At 63.3% G+C, this 17,953-nt stretch carries 17 protein-coding genes and 1 pseudogene; 7 read left to right on the forward strand and 11 right to left on the reverse strand.

Annotated features, from left to right (window positions below; all coding sequences use genetic code 11):
* Nucleotides 1-46: 46 nt before the first annotated feature.
* Nucleotides 47-754 (forward strand): NAD-dependent deacylase, encoded by a 708-nt coding sequence (locus tag AAFO90_RS17760; protein ID WP_347510220.1) that lies wholly within the window; start codon nucleotides 47-49, stop codon nucleotides 752-754.
* A gap of 70 nt (nucleotides 755-824) precedes the next feature.
* On the opposite strand, the gene AAFO90_RS17765 is transcribed toward AAFO90_RS17760, so the two are convergent.
* From AAFO90_RS17765 to meaB, 4 genes are all read right to left on the reverse strand, one after another.
* A complete protein-coding gene (locus tag AAFO90_RS17765) occupies nucleotides 825-1,301 on the reverse strand; it encodes a copper chaperone PCu(A)C (protein ID WP_065272960.1) in 477 nt (158 codons plus the stop codon).
* A 55-nt stretch (nucleotides 1,302-1,356) separates the two neighbouring features.
* Complete coding sequence (locus AAFO90_RS17770; RefSeq protein WP_347510221.1) at nucleotides 1,357-1,710, reverse strand: hypothetical protein; 354 nt, start codon at nucleotides 1,708-1,710, stop codon at nucleotides 1,357-1,359.
* A 125-nt stretch (nucleotides 1,711-1,835) separates the two neighbouring features.
* Nucleotides 1,836-2,126: a 50S ribosomal protein L28 gene (gene rpmB / locus AAFO90_RS17775; protein WP_065272959.1), complete on the reverse strand. Its 291-nt coding sequence runs from the start codon at nucleotides 2,124-2,126 to the stop codon at nucleotides 1,836-1,838.
* 254 nt (nucleotides 2,127-2,380) lie between these two features.
* A complete protein-coding gene (gene meaB / locus AAFO90_RS17780) occupies nucleotides 2,381-3,358 on the reverse strand; it encodes a methylmalonyl Co-A mutase-associated GTPase MeaB (RefSeq protein ID WP_347510222.1) in 978 nt (325 codons plus the stop codon).
* Between the two features lie 158 nt (nucleotides 3,359-3,516).
* Here meaB and hrpB point away from each other — a divergent pair, with 158 nt between their 5' ends.
* Nucleotides 3,517-5,997, forward strand: coding sequence for an ATP-dependent helicase HrpB (gene hrpB, locus AAFO90_RS17785; protein WP_347510223.1), 2,481 nt, complete (start codon nucleotides 3,517-3,519; stop codon nucleotides 5,995-5,997).
* 135 nt (nucleotides 5,998-6,132) lie between these two features.
* On the opposite strand, the gene AAFO90_RS17790 is transcribed toward hrpB, so the two are convergent.
* The gene (locus tag AAFO90_RS17790; protein ID WP_065272957.1) at nucleotides 6,133-6,897 is read right to left on the reverse strand and encodes an SDR family oxidoreductase; all 765 of its coding nucleotides are present in this window, start codon (nucleotides 6,895-6,897) and stop codon (nucleotides 6,133-6,135) included.
* A 244-nt stretch (nucleotides 6,898-7,141) separates the two neighbouring features.
* Here AAFO90_RS17790 and AAFO90_RS17795 point away from each other — a divergent pair, with 244 nt between their 5' ends.
* Nucleotides 7,142-7,600 (forward strand): NUDIX hydrolase, encoded by a 459-nt coding sequence (locus AAFO90_RS17795; RefSeq protein ID WP_347510224.1) that lies wholly within the window; start codon nucleotides 7,142-7,144, stop codon nucleotides 7,598-7,600.
* Between the two features lie 118 nt (nucleotides 7,601-7,718).
* A complete protein-coding gene (locus tag AAFO90_RS17800) occupies nucleotides 7,719-9,200 on the forward strand; it encodes an inorganic phosphate transporter (RefSeq protein ID WP_274830100.1) in 1,482 nt (493 codons plus the stop codon).
* Nucleotides 9,201-9,288: 88 nt separating this feature from the next.
* Here AAFO90_RS17800 and argF read toward each other — a convergent pair whose 3' ends face one another.
* The gene (gene argF / locus AAFO90_RS17805; RefSeq protein ID WP_347510225.1) at nucleotides 9,289-10,215 is read right to left on the reverse strand and encodes an ornithine carbamoyltransferase; all 927 of its coding nucleotides are present in this window, start codon (nucleotides 10,213-10,215) and stop codon (nucleotides 9,289-9,291) included.
* A gap of 72 nt (nucleotides 10,216-10,287) precedes the next feature.
* Nucleotides 10,288-11,463: an aspartate aminotransferase family protein gene (locus AAFO90_RS17810; RefSeq protein ID WP_347510226.1), complete on the reverse strand. Its 1,176-nt coding sequence runs from the start codon at nucleotides 11,461-11,463 to the stop codon at nucleotides 10,288-10,290.
* A gap of 364 nt (nucleotides 11,464-11,827) precedes the next feature.
* Between AAFO90_RS17810 and AAFO90_RS17815 the strand changes: the two genes are divergently transcribed.
* Nucleotides 11,828-12,715 (forward strand): DMT family transporter, encoded by an 888-nt coding sequence (locus AAFO90_RS17815; RefSeq protein WP_065272954.1) that lies wholly within the window; start codon nucleotides 11,828-11,830, stop codon nucleotides 12,713-12,715.
* A 9-nt stretch (nucleotides 12,716-12,724) separates the two neighbouring features.
* Here AAFO90_RS17815 and AAFO90_RS17820 read toward each other — a convergent pair whose 3' ends face one another.
* Nucleotides 12,725-13,543, reverse strand: a complete 819-nt coding sequence (locus AAFO90_RS17820; RefSeq protein ID WP_274830102.1) for an ABC transporter permease — start codon at nucleotides 13,541-13,543, stop codon at nucleotides 12,725-12,727.
* A 188-nt stretch (nucleotides 13,544-13,731) separates the two neighbouring features.
* Here AAFO90_RS17820 and AAFO90_RS17825 point away from each other — a divergent pair, with 188 nt between their 5' ends.
* The gene (locus AAFO90_RS17825; RefSeq protein ID WP_347510227.1) at nucleotides 13,732-14,328 is read left to right on the forward strand and encodes a GcrA family cell cycle regulator; all 597 of its coding nucleotides are present in this window, start codon (nucleotides 13,732-13,734) and stop codon (nucleotides 14,326-14,328) included.
* A gap of 134 nt (nucleotides 14,329-14,462) precedes the next feature.
* On the opposite strand, the gene AAFO90_RS17830 is transcribed toward AAFO90_RS17825, so the two are convergent.
* Nucleotides 14,463-14,981 (reverse strand): YHS domain-containing (seleno)protein, encoded by a 519-nt coding sequence (locus tag AAFO90_RS17830; RefSeq protein ID WP_347510228.1) that lies wholly within the window; start codon nucleotides 14,979-14,981, stop codon nucleotides 14,463-14,465.
* Between the two features lie 310 nt (nucleotides 14,982-15,291).
* Here AAFO90_RS17830 and yghU point away from each other — a divergent pair, with 310 nt between their 5' ends.
* Nucleotides 15,292-16,167 (forward strand): glutathione-dependent disulfide-bond oxidoreductase, encoded by an 876-nt coding sequence (yghU, locus tag AAFO90_RS17835; RefSeq protein WP_347510229.1) that lies wholly within the window; start codon nucleotides 15,292-15,294, stop codon nucleotides 16,165-16,167.
* Nucleotides 16,168-16,254: 87 nt separating this feature from the next.
* On the opposite strand, the gene AAFO90_RS17840 is transcribed toward yghU, so the two are convergent.
* Nucleotides 16,255-17,046 (reverse strand): SseB family protein, encoded by a 792-nt coding sequence (locus AAFO90_RS17840; protein WP_347510230.1) that lies wholly within the window; start codon nucleotides 17,044-17,046, stop codon nucleotides 16,255-16,257.
* Nucleotides 17,046-17,647 (reverse strand): annotated as a pseudogene (locus AAFO90_RS17845) (uracil-DNA glycosylase family protein). The gene AAFO90_RS17840 and the pseudogene AAFO90_RS17845 overlap by 1 nt, the downstream one beginning before the upstream one ends.
* Nucleotides 17,648-17,953 lie beyond the last annotated feature (306 nt).

The raw sequence follows: 17,953 nt of genomic DNA on the forward strand, positions 1-17,953 counted from the left end.
GGGGCACACTCCTTTTGGCAAGACAGCAATAAGAGGCTTTGCGGCGATGGAAAAGAGTGCGGAGAAGATCGTCATCCTGACTGGCGCCGGCATTTCCGCCGAAAGCGGGCTCGGTACCTTTCGCGACGAAGACGGGCTCTGGGCAAAGCACCGGATCGAAGATGTAGCAACGCCCGAAGGATTTGCCCGCGATCCCGATCTTGTGCACGCCTTCTACAATGCCCGCCGTGCCCAATCGGCCGAGGCCAGCCCGAATGCCGCCCACACGGCCCTTGGTGAGCTGCAAAGGTCCTGGCCCGGAGAGGTTGTGATCATCACCCAGAATGTAGACGGGCTGCACGAACAGGGCGGCGCAGAGGATGTGCTGCATATGCACGGCACGCTTGACGGCGCCCTCTGCGCAGCCTGTGATCACCGCTGGCCCGCCCCCGCCAGCATGTCGCCCACCGACCTCTGCCCCGCCTGCGCCCAGCCTCGCACGCGCCCCGATATCGTCTGGTTTGGCGAAATGCCCTATTTCATGGAAGCCATCTACGACCATCTGGCCGAAGCGGATATCTTTGCCTCAATCGGAACCTCCGGTCAGGTTTACCCGGCCGCCGCCTTTGTGCAGGAAGCGCAGATGGCGGGCGCCCATACGGTTGAACTCAATCTTGAGCCCTCGGCCGGCGCATCCAGCTTTGCCGAAAGCCGCCTGGGGCGCGCCAGCGAGATCGTGCCCCACTGGACCGGCGACATTCTGGCCCGCGCCTGAGCCTCCACAGAAAACGGCCAGCCCCCGGTAAAGGACTGGCCACAATGCCTCTCGGCGCGCGTGGCGCTGATCAGTTGTTGTGCTTCATGCCGCCGTGACCGGGCTTGCGCTCCAGATCCACCGGCACCTCAACGTTGATTTCACCGGCTTTTTCAAAGACCAGCGTCAACGGCACCACATCGCCGTGATGAAGGGTCTGGGTCAGCCCCAGAAACATGACGTGGTCGCCGCCCCGCTTCAGCATGTGCACCTCACCCGCCGGAATGGCAAAGCCTTCTTCCACGTGCACCATCTTCATGACACCGTTGGCATCGCCCTGGTGGGTGTGCAGTTCGACCCGCTCTGCCACGTCAGAACGCGCATCGATCAGCCGGTCATCAGCGCCGGTATCGTTCATGATCTGCATGAAGGCCGCGCCGCTGGCGGACATCTTGGTCGATACGCGTGCATAGGCGTCCTCAACCATCATACCGCCCGCCATGGCGGCCCCGGCAAGGGTGACTGCGGCTGCGCTGGTGGCGGCGAAAACGAGGGATTTAAAAGACATCTTGAGTCTCCTGTTACAAAGTCTGTCTGATTTTCAGGGTAGGATAGATTGGAAATCAGGCAGTGATCGGCGGGCCACGCGCCAGGGCGTATTGCCCGCAGGAGACGGGGATCAGGACTGTGCGAACCGGTGTCAGATCCTGCAGAACCGGGCGTGCCGGGATTGGCAGCGCTTGCTGCACCGGCAGCCCAGCATCCAAGAGATGCATCACACAGTCGGGACAATAATGCGGCGCCGGGACCGGTTGGCCGTCGCTGTCCACATAGATCGCCACCGGGCCGGTGCCCGTGCAGATGACGATCTGCCCCGAGGCATCCCGTGCCCCACGCATAGCGGCAGCGCTATGGGCGGTCAGCACCACAGCAAGGGACAGGAAGATCCCGATATATATCCGCAAACGTCGCATCATCAGCAGCAGATATGCCCCCGCGCAGGGGCGACCGCAAGCGGCATTCGGTCACGCCATGAACGGCAAAACGCCGCGCTGGGATGTCCAGCACGGCGTCTTACGAAATCAGATCGGTCTGAAGCAGATCAGGCCTCAGCAGCTTGTGCCTTGGCGATCTCTTTTTTCACTTTCAGAGCGGTTGCGGACAGCTCTTCGTCCTTGGCTTTTGCCAGGAATGCGTCCAGACCACCGCGGTGATCAACCGAGCGCAGGGCTGCGGCGGAAATCTTCAGCTTGACGCCACGGCCCAGAGTCTCGGACTGCAGGGTGACATCGTTCAGGTTCGGCAGAAACCGACGACGAGTGCGGTTCTTGGCGTGGCTGACATTGTTGCCAGTCATCGGGCCTTTTCCGGTCAGTTCGCAACGGCGCGACATAGGTTCATCCTTCGTATCTGGGGCGGCCTGCCGGACAAAACTCCGAATCTGCCGCCAAATCACAAGGGCGCGGCCATTGGCTGCGCCCGAAAACTGGTTGGATGCGTTTAGGAGGAATCGCTGACAGGGTCAAGCCATATGGCAGGGTTTTATCACCCACTCCGCCGGAAAGTGGCACAGCCCCGCCCAAACCGGACCAAACCCGGCCGCGCGCCTGGCTTGAAAGGTCCCTTTACCGCATCTGGTCAGCGGGTTTATTCCAGCCCCAACCCCTTCAGCATGTCCCGCGCGGCTGCGGCAGGGGTCTGCTCTCCCGCAGCGACCGCATCCGACAGTTCCGCCATCCGGCCCTGCGCCCAAGGCGTTTCCAGCCTTGCCAGCATAGCCTGACGCACATCCTCGGCAAACCAGTAACGCGCCTGATCCGCCCGGGTTCGCGCCCAATGTCCCGTCTCGCGCCGCCAGCCCGACAGATGCTCGATATCGGCCCAAGCGGCCTCCAGCCCCTCCCGTGCCAGCGCCGAAACCATCATCGCCTTGGGAAATCCTTCCGGATCCTGCGGACGCTTGCGCAGCAGCCGCAAAGCCCCGGCGTAATCGGCGCAGGTGCGGGTGGCGGCGGGCTTCAGATCGCCGTCTGCCTTGTTCACCAGAATCATATCCGCCATTTCCATGATGCCGCGCTTGACACCCTGCAATTCATCGCCGCCCGCCGGGGCCAGCAAGAGCAGGAACAGATCCGACATCTGCGCCACCACGGTTTCGGATTGCCCCACCCCGACGGTTTCGATCAGCACCACATCAAAACCCGCAGCCTCGCACAGGGACACCGCCTCGCGGGTGCGACGGGCGACACCGCCCAGCGTGGTCTGGCTGGGCGACGGGCGGATGAAAGCGGATTTCTGGCGGCTGAGATGCTCCATCCGGGTCTTGTCGCCCAGAATGGAACCACCCGAACGGGTGGAACTGGGATCGACCGCCAGCACCGCCACCCGCAGGCCACGTTCGACCAGCATCATGCCGAAGGCCTCGATAAAGGTGGATTTGCCGACCCCAGGCGTGCCCGACAGGCCGATCCGCAAGGCCTGCCGATCCGCTTTGGCAAGCCGCTCCAGCAGGGACAGCGCTTGCTCCCGGTGATCATCGCGCCCGCTTTCGACCAGAGTAATCGCCCGCGCCAGCGCGCGCCGGTCGCCTTGCAAAATCTTGTCACTCAGCTGCGCAATACCCATGCCAAAGCCCCTGTTCCGCGCCCCTTGCAGGGCCTCTGTCCGAAAGTTCCGCCTACTTGACGCAGGCAGGCCCGGATTGTCCAGTGCCGAGGCAGGCGCATTCAGCCGCAGCCGCCGCGCCTCTGGACCCGGCACGGGTCTTTGGCGATAAGGCTGCCATGACACGCCTGCCCATTGATGACGCCCTGCCCGAACTGATCGCCGCCCTGCGCACGGGCGGCCGCGCCGTGCTGCAGGCCCCACCCGGCGCCGGCAAGACAACCAAGGTACCGCTTGCCATGCTCGAGGCCGGTCTCTGCGATGGGCGCATCGTCATGCTGGAGCCACGCCGCCTGGCCGCCCGCGCCGCCGCCGAACGCATGGCCGAAACCCTGGGCGAACGCCCCGGAGAGACCGTCGGCTACCGCATCCGGGGCGAAGCGAAGGTCAGCAAATCCACCCGGATCGAGGTCGTCACCGAAGGCATTCTGACACGGATGCTGCAATCGGCCCCGGATCTGCCCGGCGTCGGAGCGGTGATCTTCGACGAATTCCACGAACGCTCACTGAATGCTGATCTCGGCCTCGCGCTCTGTCTTGAGGTCGCGGGCGCCCTGCGCGACGATCTGATCCTGCTGGCGATGTCCGCAACGCTGGATGCCGCCCCCGTCAGCGCCCTGATGGAGGCACCGCTCATCACCTCCGAGGGGCGCAGTTTCCCGGTGGAGACCCGCTGGCTCGATACCCCGCTTGGCCCCAAGGCCCGCCGCACCGATGCGCTGGTGGATCTGGTTACCCGCGCCGAGGCAGAAACCCGCAAGGACAGCGGCGGTATCCTCGTGTTCCTGCCCGGTGAAGGCGAAATCCGCCGTGCCGCTGCCGCGCTCGAAAACCGCCTGCCCGGGAATTGCACGGTGCATCCCCTGTTTGGCGCCCTGCCCTTTGCCCAGCAGCACGCTGCCATCCAGCCCGCGAAATCAGGGCGCAAGGTGGTGCTGGCGACCTCGATCGCGGAAACCTCGCTTACCATCGACGGGGTTCGTGTGGTGGTCGACATGGGACAATCGCGCCGCGCCCGCTTCGATCCGGGGTCCGGCATGTCGCGGCTGGTCACAGAAAAGGTTACCCGCGCCGAGGCAACCCAGCGGCAGGGCCGTGCCGGCCGCGTTTCCGAAGGGGTCTGTTACCGCCTCTGGACCAAGGGCGAGGAAGGCGCGCTTGCCGCCTTTCCCCCGGCGGAAATCGCATCCGCAGATCTGGCCAGTCTGGCGCTGGAGCTGGCGCTCTGGGGCGCTGCCGCCGAGGATCTCGCCTTCCTGACACCGCCACCCGAGGGCGCCTTGCAGGAGGCCCGCAACCTGCTGAGCCTTTTGGGCGCGCTGGATGCACAGGGCCGCATCACCACCCACGGCAAGGCGCTGTCAGCGCTCCCCCTGCATCCGCGCCTTGGCCATATGCTGCTGCGCGCGGCCCCTGATCAGGCCGCCCCCGCCGCCACGCTGGCCGCATTGCTGGCCGAGCGTGATCCCCTGCGCGGCGCCCCTGCCGACCTGATGCTGCGGCTGGAGGCGCTGAAGGATCCCAAGGCGTTCCAGCGCAAACGCCCCTATCAACTGGCCCTGCCAGTGGTGGAGCGGATCCGCGCAGAGGCCCGCAGGCTGCAGCAGCAACAGCGCAAGACCCGCTCTGACGCGCCGGTGGTATCTGACCTGTCAGCAGCCGGGCTGGCCGCGCTCGCCTATCCCGACCGCATCGGACAGCGCCGCAAGGGCGATACGCCGCGCTATGTCCTGTCAGGGGGCAAGGGCGCGGTGCTGTCGCCCGAGGACACGCTGGCCGCCGCGCCCTTCATCGTGGCGCTGGACACCGATGGTAACCCGCGCGAAGCAAAGATCCGCATGGCGGTGCAGATCGCCCTTGCCGATATTCGCGCGCTGTTTGCCGATCAGATCCGCTGGCAGGACAGTTGCGCCTGGTCCAAACGCGACCGCCGCGTCGTGGCCCGCAGCCAGGAGCGCCTTGGCAGTATCGTGCTGGATGATCGCATCTGGAAGGACGTCCCGCCCGAGGCGATCGCCGAAGCCATGCTCGACGGGGTCCGCGATCTGGGTTTGCGCCTCAGCGGTGCTGCCGCCCGGCTGGTGGCGCGGGTCGAGTTGCTGCGCGCCGATGGGCATGATCTGCCGGATTTCTCCGAAGATGGGCTGATGGCAACGCTGGCCGACTGGCTACTGCCGATGCTGACCGGGGTGAAAACCGCGCAGGACTGGAAACAGTTCGACCTGCTGCCCGCCCTGCGCGCCGCCCTCAGCTGGGAGCAGACGCAGCTTCTGGACCGCGAAGCGCCGGGCCATTTCGTCACGCCGCTGGGCCGCAAGATCCCGATCGACTACGGGGAAGAAGTGCCGGAAATCGCAGTGCGCTTGCAAGAGATGTTCGGCGTGACCCGCCATCCCGCCGTGGGCGGCGTGCCGCTGAAGGTGACGCTGCTGTCCCCCGCACAGCGCCCGATCCAGATCACCCGTGATCTGCCGGGGTTCTGGGCCGGGTCCTATGCGGACGTGCGCAAGGACATGCGCGCCCAATATCCCAAACATCCCTGGCCCGAAGATCCGACCGCTGCCGATCCAACCCTGCGGGCCAACCGGCGCAAATCCTGAGAGGTCCCAGGGCGAAAAAGTCATCGCGCCGGAGCAGCGCGCCCCTGCGCGCTGCCATACCCAACGGCGGAGGCCGCATCTTTGATGCGGCAGATCGCGGGCGGGAGGCCCCCCTCTGCTAGAGCACCGGCCAGCTCAGTCCTTTGCCGCGTCGGCGCGCAGCGCGGGTAGGCCAATCCCGGTGGCCTCGAACCCGCCATCGGCGGCCAGCACCTGACCGGTGATGAAACTCGCCTTCTCTGACAGCAGGAAATTGATCGCCGCGGCGATCTCCTCTTCCTTGCCATACCGGTTTAAAGGCAGCGCATCGTGATAGGCGGCGATGATCTCTGGGCTGTGCACCGCCATCGCCAGTTTGGTCGCCACCGGCCCCGGCGCCACCGCGTTCACCCGGATCCCGATCTCGCCCAACTCTGCCGCCTGCTGCAGCGTCAGCTGCGCCAATGCCGCCTTGGAGGTACCATAGGCCACCCGCAGGGTGCTGGCGCGCAAGCCCGAAATCGAAGTGATATTCACCACCGCCCCGCCGCCATCCGCAGCGAGCAGATCGGTAAAGGCCTGGGTCATCAGGAAGGGACCATCCAGATTGGTCTCCATCACCCGGCGCCAACGTTCAAAGGTAGTCTCGCGGATCGGGCCGAAATCGGCGACGCCCGCGTTGTTCACCAACCCGTCGAGCCGCCCGAAGGCTGCCGTGATCTCCGCGACAGCCCGCTCTACATCCTCGGGGCGCGAAACATCCGCATTGATTAGGGTAAGGCCTGCCACCTCTTTCCCGGCCGCCTCCAGCGCTTCGCTGTCGCGATCCAGGATCGCCACCTGCCAGCCCTCAGCCAGCAGTCCCTTCGCCGTTGCCAGCCCGATCCCGCGTGCCCCGCCGGTCACCAATGCAGCTTTCATCCTTGTCCCCTCCCGCTTTCTTTTTCTGACGGCCCTGCGGCCGGTATGATGTCGGCCCTGACGCCCTTTTGGCGCCTGCCCGGCTGTTGCGGAAAAAGTTCACAATTCAGAGACGAACTCAAGACACCATTGTAAATTCGCCTTTGGGGCATATGTTGTGGTCAACCCCAAATTTACTACCATCTCCCCGTCCGGTTTCCGGCCCGGGGCAAAAGCATAACAAGATAGCGAAAGCAGTTCAGGCATGACAACACTCCTCGCCAAGGCTTGGGAAGAGGTATTGCGCCCCCTTATTTTCCGCCCAAAGCGGATTCAGGTGGCAGCCCTGTGCTATCGTACCACCAAATCCGGAAAAGACGTGCTGATGATCACCAGCCGCGGCACCGGTCGCTGGATCATCCCCAAGGGCTGGCCCATCAAAGGCAAGAACGGCCCCGAATCCGCCTTGCAAGAGGCTTGGGAAGAGGCCGGCGTCGCCGATGCCCGCATCACCTCTGATCCGCAGGGCAGCTATCACTACGTCAAGGAACGCGACAACGGCACCCGGCAGCCGGTGGAAACGCTGGTTTATATCGCGGAGGTCCAGCGCATCAAGGATGACTACCCGGAATCCGATCAACGCAAGCGTGTCTGGATGCCCGCGCAAGACGCGGCAAACCTGGTCCGGGAACCGGATCTGCAGTCGATCCTGCGACAATTGTAACAGTTTTATGATGGAATCGTGACACCGGCCTTGCGCCAATGGTGACGCGACGCTACCCGGTGGCCGACTCTTTTCGGCACAGCCGTCTGGCTGGGCATTTGGCATGGGGAACGGCGACATGAGCGAAAAACCCGATAGCAAGCACTGGGAAACCCTCGACAGGGACCTCAACCGGATCTCTCAGCTGGAGCTGGCAACCGCCTATGTCTCCCGCCCCTTGGTCGGCCCCGGCATCTCGCTGGCCTTCATCGTGCTGGCTGGTGCAGCAGCTGCCGTTTTCCTCGGCGGCACGCCCGGCAATTTCATCGTCATCGCCGCTGCGATCTTTGGTGCCTATATGGCGCTCAACATTGGCGCCAACGATGTTGCCAACAACATGGGACCGGCGGTGGGCGCCAACGCCCTCACCATGGGCGGTGCCATCCTGATCGCTGCCATCGCCGAAAGCGCCGGTGCCCTCCTCGCCGGGGGCGACGTGGTCTCCACAATCTCAAAGGGCATCATCGATCCCGCCACCGTGGCCACGGCGGATGTGTTCATATGGGCGATGATGGCCGCGCTGGTGTCCTCAGCGCTATGGGTCAATCTGGCCACTTGGATCGGCGCGCCGGTCTCCACCACCCATTCAGTGGTCGGCGGCGTCATGGGCGCGGGCATTGCTGCCGCAGGCATGTCCGCGGTCAACTGGGCCACCATGGGCAAGATCGCGGCCAGCTGGGTCATCTCGCCGGTTCTGGGCGGCGTCATCGCGGCGCTGTTTCTGGCGGTGATCAAGGCCAAAGTTATCTATCAGGACGACAAGATCGCCGCCGCGCGGCGCTGGGTTCCGATCCTTGTCGCCATCATGGCCGGCGCCTTTGCCGCCTATCTGGCGCTGAAAGGTCTGAAACGGATCATCAAGATCGATCTGGAAATCGCCCTTTTGATCGGTCTTGGCTTTGCCGTGGCAAGCTATCTGATCACCAAGCCGCTGATCGCACGCCAGTCCGTGGGACTTGAGAACCGCAACAAGTCGCTGAAAATCCTGTTCCGCATCCCGCTAGTAATCTCCGCCGCGCTGCTGTCCTTTGCCCATGGCGCCAACGATGTGGCCAATGCTGTGGGTCCGCTCGCGGCGATTGTGCATGCAGCAGAGTTCGGGGATTTCGCCGCCAAGGTGGCTATCCCGACCTGGGTGATGGTGATCGGTGCCTTCGGCATTTCCTTTGGCTTGTTCCTGTTTGGCCCGAAACTGATCCGTATGGTCGGCAGCCAGATCACCAAGCTGAACCCGATGCGCGCCTATTGCGTGTCGCTTTCGGCAGCCATCACGGTGATCGTGGCCAGCTGGCTTGGCCTGCCGGTGTCTTCGACCCATATCGCGGTCGGCGCGGTCTTTGGCGTTGGCTTCTTTCGCGAATGGCACGCCGAGAACCGCCTGCGCAAATTCTCGCTGCAGCGTCCGGAGGAACTGCGCATCGCCCCCGAGGAACGCCGCCGCCGCAAGCTGGTGCGTCGCAGCCATTTCATGACCATCGTAGCCGCCTGGGTGATCACCGTGCCCGCCGCGGCACTGCTGTCCGGTGTTACCTTCTGGCTGCTGACGACGATCATTCGCTAAGCCTCAGCCAGGCACGAACTCGAAAAAGAAAACCCCTCGCCGCGGATCTGCGGCGAGGGGTTTTACATTTCTAAAGCTTTGAACCGGATCAGACGCCGAGGCACCAGCGCATCACCGCCTTTTGTGCGTGCAGGCGGTTCTCGGCCTCATCAAAGATCACCGATTGCGGACCATCCATCACGGCAGAGGTCACTTCCTCTTCACGGTGGGCCGGCAGACAGTGCATGAACAGCGCGTCCTCCTTGGCATGGGCCATCAGCGCGTCATTCACCTGATAGGGGCGCAGCATGTTGTGGCGCCGCTCTTTCGAGGACTGGCTGTCATGCATGGAAACCCAGGTGTCCGCCACAACCAGATCGGCGCCTTCCACGGCCTTGACCGGGTCGCGTTCGATCACCACGGTCGAACCCGCCTTGCGCGCCAGACCGACGAATTCATCCTCGGGGTCCAGCTGCGCCGGGCCGGTAAAGGTCAGGTCAAACCCGAATTGTCCCGCCGCATGCAGGAAGGAGGCGCAGACATTGTTGCCGTCGCCGGTCCAGACCACCTTCTTGCCTTTGATCGGGCCGCGGTGCTCTTCATAGGTCAGGATATCGGCAATGATCTGACAGGGGTGGGTGCGGTCGGTCAGACCATTGATCACCGGCACATCGGCATATTCCGACATTTCGATCAGCACCGATTCATCAAAGGTCCGGATCATGATCAGATCCACATAGCGCGACAGCACGCGGGCGGTGTCGGCGATGGTCTCACCATGGCCCAGCTGCATGTCGTTGCCTGACAGAACCATGGTTTGCCCGCCCATCTGGCGCACGCCAACATCAAAGGAAACGCGGGTCCGGGTCGACGGTTTTTCAAAGATCAGCGCCACCATGCGCCCGTCCAGCGGCTGTTCGTCATCGGGGGCGCCTTTTGGGCGGCCCAAGCGCGCCTGCTTCATCGCGCCGGCCTGATCGATGATGCCCCGCAGGGCTGCTGCATCGGTTTTGTGGATATCAAGAAAATGGTTCATGTCTTGTCACTTTTTGTCAGGGTGAAGCCGGGGGCATATCCCCCGCCTTCGCAATTGATCTGAAGGGTCCGCTCAGGCCGCCGCGACTTGTTTGGCCGCCTTCTCAAGACGCTGAAGCGCCTCGGCGATATCCTCGTCGGTCAGGTTCAGGGGCGGCAGAAGGCGGATCACATTGTCAGCCGCCGGAACGGTGACGACCTCGTTATCATAGCCCGCGTTGACCACATCGATGTTCACCGCCTTACACTTGAGCCCCAGCATCAGCCCCGATCCGCGCACCTCTTCGAAGACCTCGGGATGGCTGGCCACCAGCCCCTCCAGCTTCTGGCGCAGCAGGCCCGCCTTGCGGTTCACCTCGGCTAGGAAATCCGGATCGGCGACCGCATCCATCACCCCGCAGCCCACCGCGCAGCCCAGCGGGTTACCGCCGTAGGTGGAGCCATGGGTGCCCGCGGTCATGCCGCTGGCCGCATCCTCGGTCGCCAGCACCGCGCCAAGCGGGAAACCACCGCCGATGCCCTTGGCCACCATCATGATGTCAGGAGTAATGCCCGCCCATTCATGGGCAAAGAGCTTGCCAGTCCGGCCCACGCCGCATTGTACCTCGTCAAGGATCAGCAGAATGCCGTGTTCGTCGCAAAGATCCCGCAGACCTTTCATGCAGGTATCGGGCAGCGGGCGAATACCGCCCTCCCCCTGTACCGGCTCGATCAGGATCGCAGCGGTCTTGTCATTGATCGCCGCCGCCACCGCGTCGTGATCATTCCACGGCAAGTGCACAAAGCCCGGCAGCAGCGGACCAAAGCCCTTGGTCATCTTTTCCGAGCCCGCCGCCGCGATACCCGCAGAGGACCGGCCGTGGAAGGACCCTTCGAAAGTGATGATCTCGACCCGGTCGGGCTGGCCCTTGTCGTAGAAATACTTGCGCGCCATTTTCACCGCCAATTCGCAGCTTTCGGTGCCCGAATTGGTGAAGAAGACCGTATCGGCAAAGGTCGTTTCGACCAGCTTGTCCGCCAGCGCCTGCTGCTGTGGGATCTGATAGAGGTTCGACACATGCCACAGGTTCTGCGCCTGGGAGGTCAGCGCCTCTACCAAGGCCGGATGAGCATGGCCCAGCGCATTCACCGCGATCCCGGCGCCCAGATCCAGGAATCGGCGCCCGTCGGCCTCGATCAGCCAGGCGCCTTCGCCTTTGACGAACTGAAGCGGAGCACGATTGTAAGTCGGCAGAACGGACGGGATCATCAGGATCATCCTTTTTGAAACATTGAGGCCAAAGCTGTGCATAGCCGGGCCGGAGGGTCAATACTGTAGTCGGAGGGGGTTTGTACCATCATCTCGGCACAAGGGATCAAAGGCGCCACAGGGGCACTGAGGCTGCGGTTTACGCAGTCCGGCGTCGGCGTCGAAGCGCAGAGTTATGTGTACGTTTGATCATGGAATGGGTCCATAAGGGAGCTTTGCGCAAAAAGGAACCCCTTTTGTGCAGCCCCCCTGAACAATTCGGCAGCATGCTCTGGCCGCGCCTGTCCGACGTGCCGCTAATCCTTCGCTGGCGGCCGCGCTTTTTATCCTTGCATCTCTGCGGGCACGGGCGCACCGATTGCGCATGAAAACTCCGACACCGCAAAATCCGATGCTGGCCGCCGCGCTGATCCTATTGGCAACCGCCTTTATCGCGGCGACAACGCTGATGGCGAAATCGCTGGGCACCGACGCTCTCGGGCCTGCGCTGCACCCGCTGCAGATCTCGCACGGGCGGTTTATCTTTGCCTTCGTGGTGATCTCCTCGGTGTTGGCGCTGGTGCGACCCCGGCTGACCCGGCCGCACTGGGGGTTGCATATCGGGCGTACCGCCTTTGGCTGGGGCGGTGTGACGCTGATGTTTGCCGCTGTTGCCTATATCCCGCTGGCCGATGCCACGGCGATCACCTTTCTCAACCCGGTGTTCTGCATGCTTCTGGCGATCCCGCTTCTGGGTGAGCGCGTCGGCCCCTGGCGCTGGGGCGCGGCGGGGATCGCCTTTATCGGCGCGATGATCCTGCTCCGCCCGGCACCCGAGAGCTTTCAGCCAGCGGCCCTTCTGGCACTTGGCGCGGCAGCGGTGATGGGGCTGGAGCTGATCTTCATCAAGAAACTGTCGGGGCGCGAGGCGCCCTTGCAGATCCTGTGGTTCAACAACGGCATTGGTGTTCTCATCGCCAGCCTGGCGGTGCTGCCGGTCTGGCAGATGCCAACGCCGATGCAATGGGGCGCGCTGGCGGCACTGGGCGCGCTGATGGCCTGCGCGCAGGCCTGTTTCATCAACGGCATGGCGCGCGGGGATGCCTCTTTCGTGGCGCCCTTCAGCTATGCCACGCTGATTTTTGCCGCGTGTTACGACTTCCTCGGCTTTGGCGTGGTACCGGACGGGGTGACCGTTCTTGGCGCCTGCGTCATCCTGACAGGCGCCGCCATTCTGGCCTGGCGCGAGGGACGCCAAGCAAAACCGGCCTGAGGCCGCCCTTTATGCCTTCAGGCGATAACCCCGACGCAGCATCGACCAAGCCAGCAGGCTGATGGCGACCGTGGCGCCAACGCAAACCGTCGCGCCCAGCAGCGGCGAGCTGTCGGAGGTGCCGATCACCCCATAGCGCACGCCATCAATCAGGTAGAACACCGGGTTGGCATGGGAAATCGCCTGCAGCACCGGCGGCAGCGACTCGACCGAATAGAAAGTGCCCGACAGAAAGGCCAGCGGCGTCACGATGAAGTTGGTGATCGCGGCCATCTGGTCGAACTTGTCCGCGAAAACACCGGCGACGATGCCCAGCCCGCCCAGGAACGCCGCGCCCATCACGATGAAGAACAGCGCGACCAGCGGATGCGCGGGCACGATCTGAAGCGCCAGCATCAGACCCAGCCCGATGGCCAGCGCCACCACCACACCGCGCGCGATGGCCCCGGCAAGGTAGCCCAGCAGCATCTCAAGCCCCGACAACGGCGGCATCAGCGTATCGACGATATTGCCCTGAACCTTGGAAATCACGATCGAGGAGGAGGTATTGGCAAAAGCGTTCTGGATCACAGTCATCATCATGATCCCCGGCGCCAGGAAGGTCAGGAAGGGCACCCCCATCACATCGCCACGCTTCGGACCGATCGCGATGTTGAAGATCATCAGGAACAGCGCCGCCGTCATCAGCGGCGCCAGCAGCGTCTGGGTCCAGACCACCGAGAAGCGCTTGATCTCGCGCATCGCCAGCGTCTGCAGCCCCAGCCAGTTTACGCGACCGAACCGGCGCTCTCCCATTCCGACCCGGTATTCTGTTTCCGTCTCTGCCATGGTGCTTTCCTCGTTCCAGTCTTATGCGTGCTCCGGCGTGCCGCCCGTGCCCCATCTGCATACCTGCTGCATCCGCAGGTGCAAGACGCCTTGTAACTCGGGCCGCAGTGATTAAAATAGGCGTTTATATCGGAACTCGATGGCGGCCGCAGGATTCTGGGGCCGCTTTCAGCTTGGAAAGGCAACATATGTCCTGGACAGACGAGCGCGTCGAATTGCTCAAGAAAATGTGGGGCGAAGGTCAGTCGGCCAGCCAGATCGCCAAGGAGCTGGGCGGGGTCACCCGCAACGCCGTGATTGGCAAGGTGCACCGCCTCGGCCTGTCCAACCGCGCAGCCGGTGGCGCCAAAGCCGCCGAGCCCAAGGAAAAGCCAGCAGCCGCAGCCGCTGCCAAACCGGCGCCCAAGCCAAAACCACAGCCAAAGACGGAACCGGCCCGCCCGGCAACCCCGCCGCCTGCGGCCGCCGCAAACGCGCCTGAAACCAAGGCCGCCATTCCGGCCCGCAAGCAGATCATTCCGGCTGGTCAGCCGCTGCCACCGCAGCCTTCTGCCAATGAGATCAGCCCCGAAGCCCTGGCCAAGGTCAACGAGATCGAAAAGAAGGCCAAGAAGCTGACGCTGATGGAGCTGACCGAACGCACCTGCAAATGGCCGGTGGGCGACCCCGCGACCGAGGATTTCTGGTTCTGCGGTCTGCCCGTTCAGCAAGGCAAACCCTATTGCGAAGCCCACGTCGGCGTCGCCTTCCAACCGATGAGCGCCCGCCGCGACCGCAAACGGTAATCGGCTCCGGGCCCACTGCTCGCGGTTCGGACCATTTTCCCCAATCAAAAAAGCCCCGCCGTTCCCGTGCGGGGCTTTTTTATTGTCACATGTAATTTCGCTAGGTGCCTGCAAAGGGGCAGCCCCGCTGCTGCTCAGCGCCCCTCAGGCGCAGAGGACTCGAAATTCGGAATGACACGCTCCGAGGCTTCGTCCGGCTCGATACCTGGCCAGTTGCCTTCGGCGATATTGATATTGCCGGGGATGTCCTCTTCCCAGAAGCCCACAACGTTCTTGGTGATGTTGAGGTACAGCTTGTCATCCACGATCCGCCACAGGTTCGGGTTGGCCGGCACCTTGCCGCCCTTGGACACCCCATAGGCGCAGTGCCCGTCATACTGCGGCGCGTAGTATTCCGGGTTCTTCAGGAACATCTCGCGGTTCTCTTCGCTGGCAAAGGCAAAGCGGGCACCGTTGTACTCGGCCACGATATCCGCACGGCCCGGCACTGCGGCAGGCTGCACCTCGCCCACCGGCACCTGGGTGAGGCTGCGATAGGCAACCACGTCATAGCCAGAGACCGCAAAACCGGTGCCGTCAATATATTGCTCCCCTGCAAAAGCAGAGCTTCCAATCGTCAGGGCCGCGATGGCAGCCAGTGCAAAACGTTTCATGTCTTGATCCTTTCCTCATTCGGCACCGATCCGGGACATGACGTGTCACAGGGGGTCCTGCTCCACCGGTCTGCCGATCCACTACAACTGCATCTACAATATCCGGCGCAGACCCTTTGCGAAGGGGCGCTCACACAGCTGTGTCTCTGCGTGACCGCAGGCCGCCCCCTGCACGGTTGCACGAAAAAGATCGCACCCACACCTTCCAGTCATTGGAATTTTTGACGAGTATCCTACGTCAGAGACGTCAATCAGAACCGGGCCGCGCCCCGCGCCGCCCGCCACCACATACAGAACAGGGCCCATCCACATGAGTGATACGAGCTATACCCCGCCGAAAGTCTGGACTTGGGAACAGGAAAGCGGCGGACGCTTCGCCTCGATCAACCGTCCCATCGCAGGCGCCACCCACGACAAGGAACTGCCGGTCGGCAAGCATCCCTTCCAGCTCTACTCGCTGGCCACCCCCAATGGCGTCAAGGTCACCGTGATGTTCGAAGAGCTGCTGGCCAAGGGCCACTCCGGCGCCGAATACGACGCCTGGCTGATCAACATCGGCGAAGGCGATCAATTCGGATCGGGCTTTGTCGACATCAACCCTAACTCGAAAATCCCCGCCCTGATGGACCGCAGCGGCGACACCCCGGTTCGAGTGTTTGAATCCGGCTCGATCCTAGTGCATCTGGCCGAGAAATTCGGCGAGTTCCTGCCCAAGTCCGGGCCGGAGCGCACCGAAGTGATGAACTGGCTGTTCTGGCAGATGGGCAGCGCGCCTTATCTGGGCGGCGGTTTTGGCCATTTCTACGCCTATGCGCCGGAAAAATGGCAGTATCCGATCGACCGTTTCGCCATGGAAACCAAGCGTCAGCTAGACGTTCTGGAACGCCAGCTTGATGGCAACGCCTTCATCGCGGGGGATAACTACAGCATCGCAGACATGGCGATCTGGGCCTGGTATGGCCAGCTGGTGCTGGGCCGCCTGTACGATGCGGCAGAGTTCCTCGACGTAGCGAGCTACACCAATGTGGTGCGCTGGGCCAAGGATATCGACGCCCGCCCCGCGGTCAGCCGTGGCCGCATGGTCAACCGCGCCTTTGGCGAATTGCACAGCCAGCTGCGCGAGCGCCATGACGCCGGTGATTTCGACACCCGCACCCAAGACAAGCTTGAAACCGAAGACAGCTGAGACTGACAGTCAGCGGACGTGGGCGCCCTGCCCCGTCCGCCCCTGCATGAAAGGCACGGCGGGTCGCCGCCGTGCCACGCGAACTGATTATTTCAAACGCGGTGGTTTGTCCGGATCGCTGCCGGGCGCGACTGGCTGATAGACCTGCGGCGCCTCTGGCTGCGGCAGATCAAACCGCAGCCCTACCCGTGACAGGCTGGCCGCAGCCGTATCGGACGCCTGGAAAAACCCGACATCCAGCGCCCCGGCCTCGATCCCGGAAAAGGTCAACGCCTCGCCCACCGCCTTGGCCAGGGCATCCCGCGCGGCGTCCTTGGCATCGACAAAGCCCAGCAGATGCCCCTGCCCGCCGCCCTGATAGCGCACCGCCACCAGATAGGCCGATTGCGCCAGTCCTGCGGCGGTCGCCAGTTTGGTATCCAGCGCCGTCAGCAGAAGATCCGGAAGACCGGCGGGCGGCAGGAAGCTTTCGATGGTCGCCTCTACCTGATCCGGCGCATGACCCAGAGTTTCTTCAAGCCAGCCAATCGCCTCGGCCGGGATCAGCATGGCAGAGGGGGCGACCTCAAGATTGACGCCCAGACCGATCCCCTGCCCCGACAGCATCTGCACGATCCCCCGCCCGGCCAGCGCCGCATAGGGCACCGCGCGCCCGGCAAACTGGGCGAGCCGCTCTTCGCGGTCGAAGACCAGGACGAAGCGCCCCTCGGGCGTGTCGAACAGGGCCGGCTCCAGCTTGTCGTTCTCGACTTCCTTTTCCAGCATCAGAAAGAGTTCGGCATCCGATAGCCGTTCGTAGAACCGCAGACGCGCGGCATCCGACGCGGGCTCTGCCTCCATCTGCGCGTGGGCCTGATCCAGCGGCGTTGGCATTGTCATCACAAAAGCTCCTTGACCCGGTGCCGCAGCGCGGGCAGCAGATCTGTTTCAAACCAGGGGTGGCGTTTCAGCCATGCGGTATTGCGCCAGGACGGATGAGGCAAGGGAAAGACGCGCGGCGCATGCGCGCGCCAATCGGCCACCGTATCGCTAACCCGGGCCTTTTTCCCAGATGATGCTGCTGCGCATAGCCTCCCACAAGCACCGTCAGCTCGACCTCGGGGAGGACGGACATAACCCTGTGCTGCCAGGTGCGGGCGCATTCCGGCGGCGGCGGCAGATCCGCCTTTTTCGCGTTATACCCCGGAAAACAAAAGGCCATCGGGACGATGGCGATCTGGTCCCGGTCATAGAAAACACCCTCGGAAATCCCCAGCCACTGGCGCAACCGGTCGCCGGAGGCATCCGTATAGGGGCGTCCGCTGTCATGGACCCGCAGACCCGGCGCCTGTCCCGCGATCAGGATCCGTGCTGAGGGGCGGAACCAGACCACCGGGCGCGGCGCATGCCGCGTGGCCGTGGCGGCAAACCGCTGCGCACAAAGGCGGCAACCGGAAATCTCCTGCGTCAGCGCCGCGCAATCATGGAAACTTTGCCCCATCATCGTTTCCCTTTTGGAAACAAAATCGCTATAGAATGGCCCAAATTGTCCTCGCCCAGCTGCATCGACCGCTTGCTGCCCTGTCCATGGACGAAGAGTAAAGCAGCTGTTCAGAATTTATGTCACAATTTGACATAACAAAGCCCGATTTCACGCGTAGGACGTTAATATAATTCAGGTATACCCGGAGTCACTGAAGACCCGAGATCTGAAGGGTTGACGTGCAAGAAGGTCGCGATTCAAGTAACGGCATGATCCGTCCCGGTTTTCTTACCTCTTCAGAGCGGCGTGAGCTTGTCGCTTGCG

It is taken from the genome of Phaeobacter sp. CAU 1743, from assembly GCF_039839315.1.
Taxonomy (GTDB): domain Bacteria; phylum Pseudomonadota; class Alphaproteobacteria; order Rhodobacterales; family Rhodobacteraceae; genus Phycobacter; species Phycobacter gallaeciensis_A.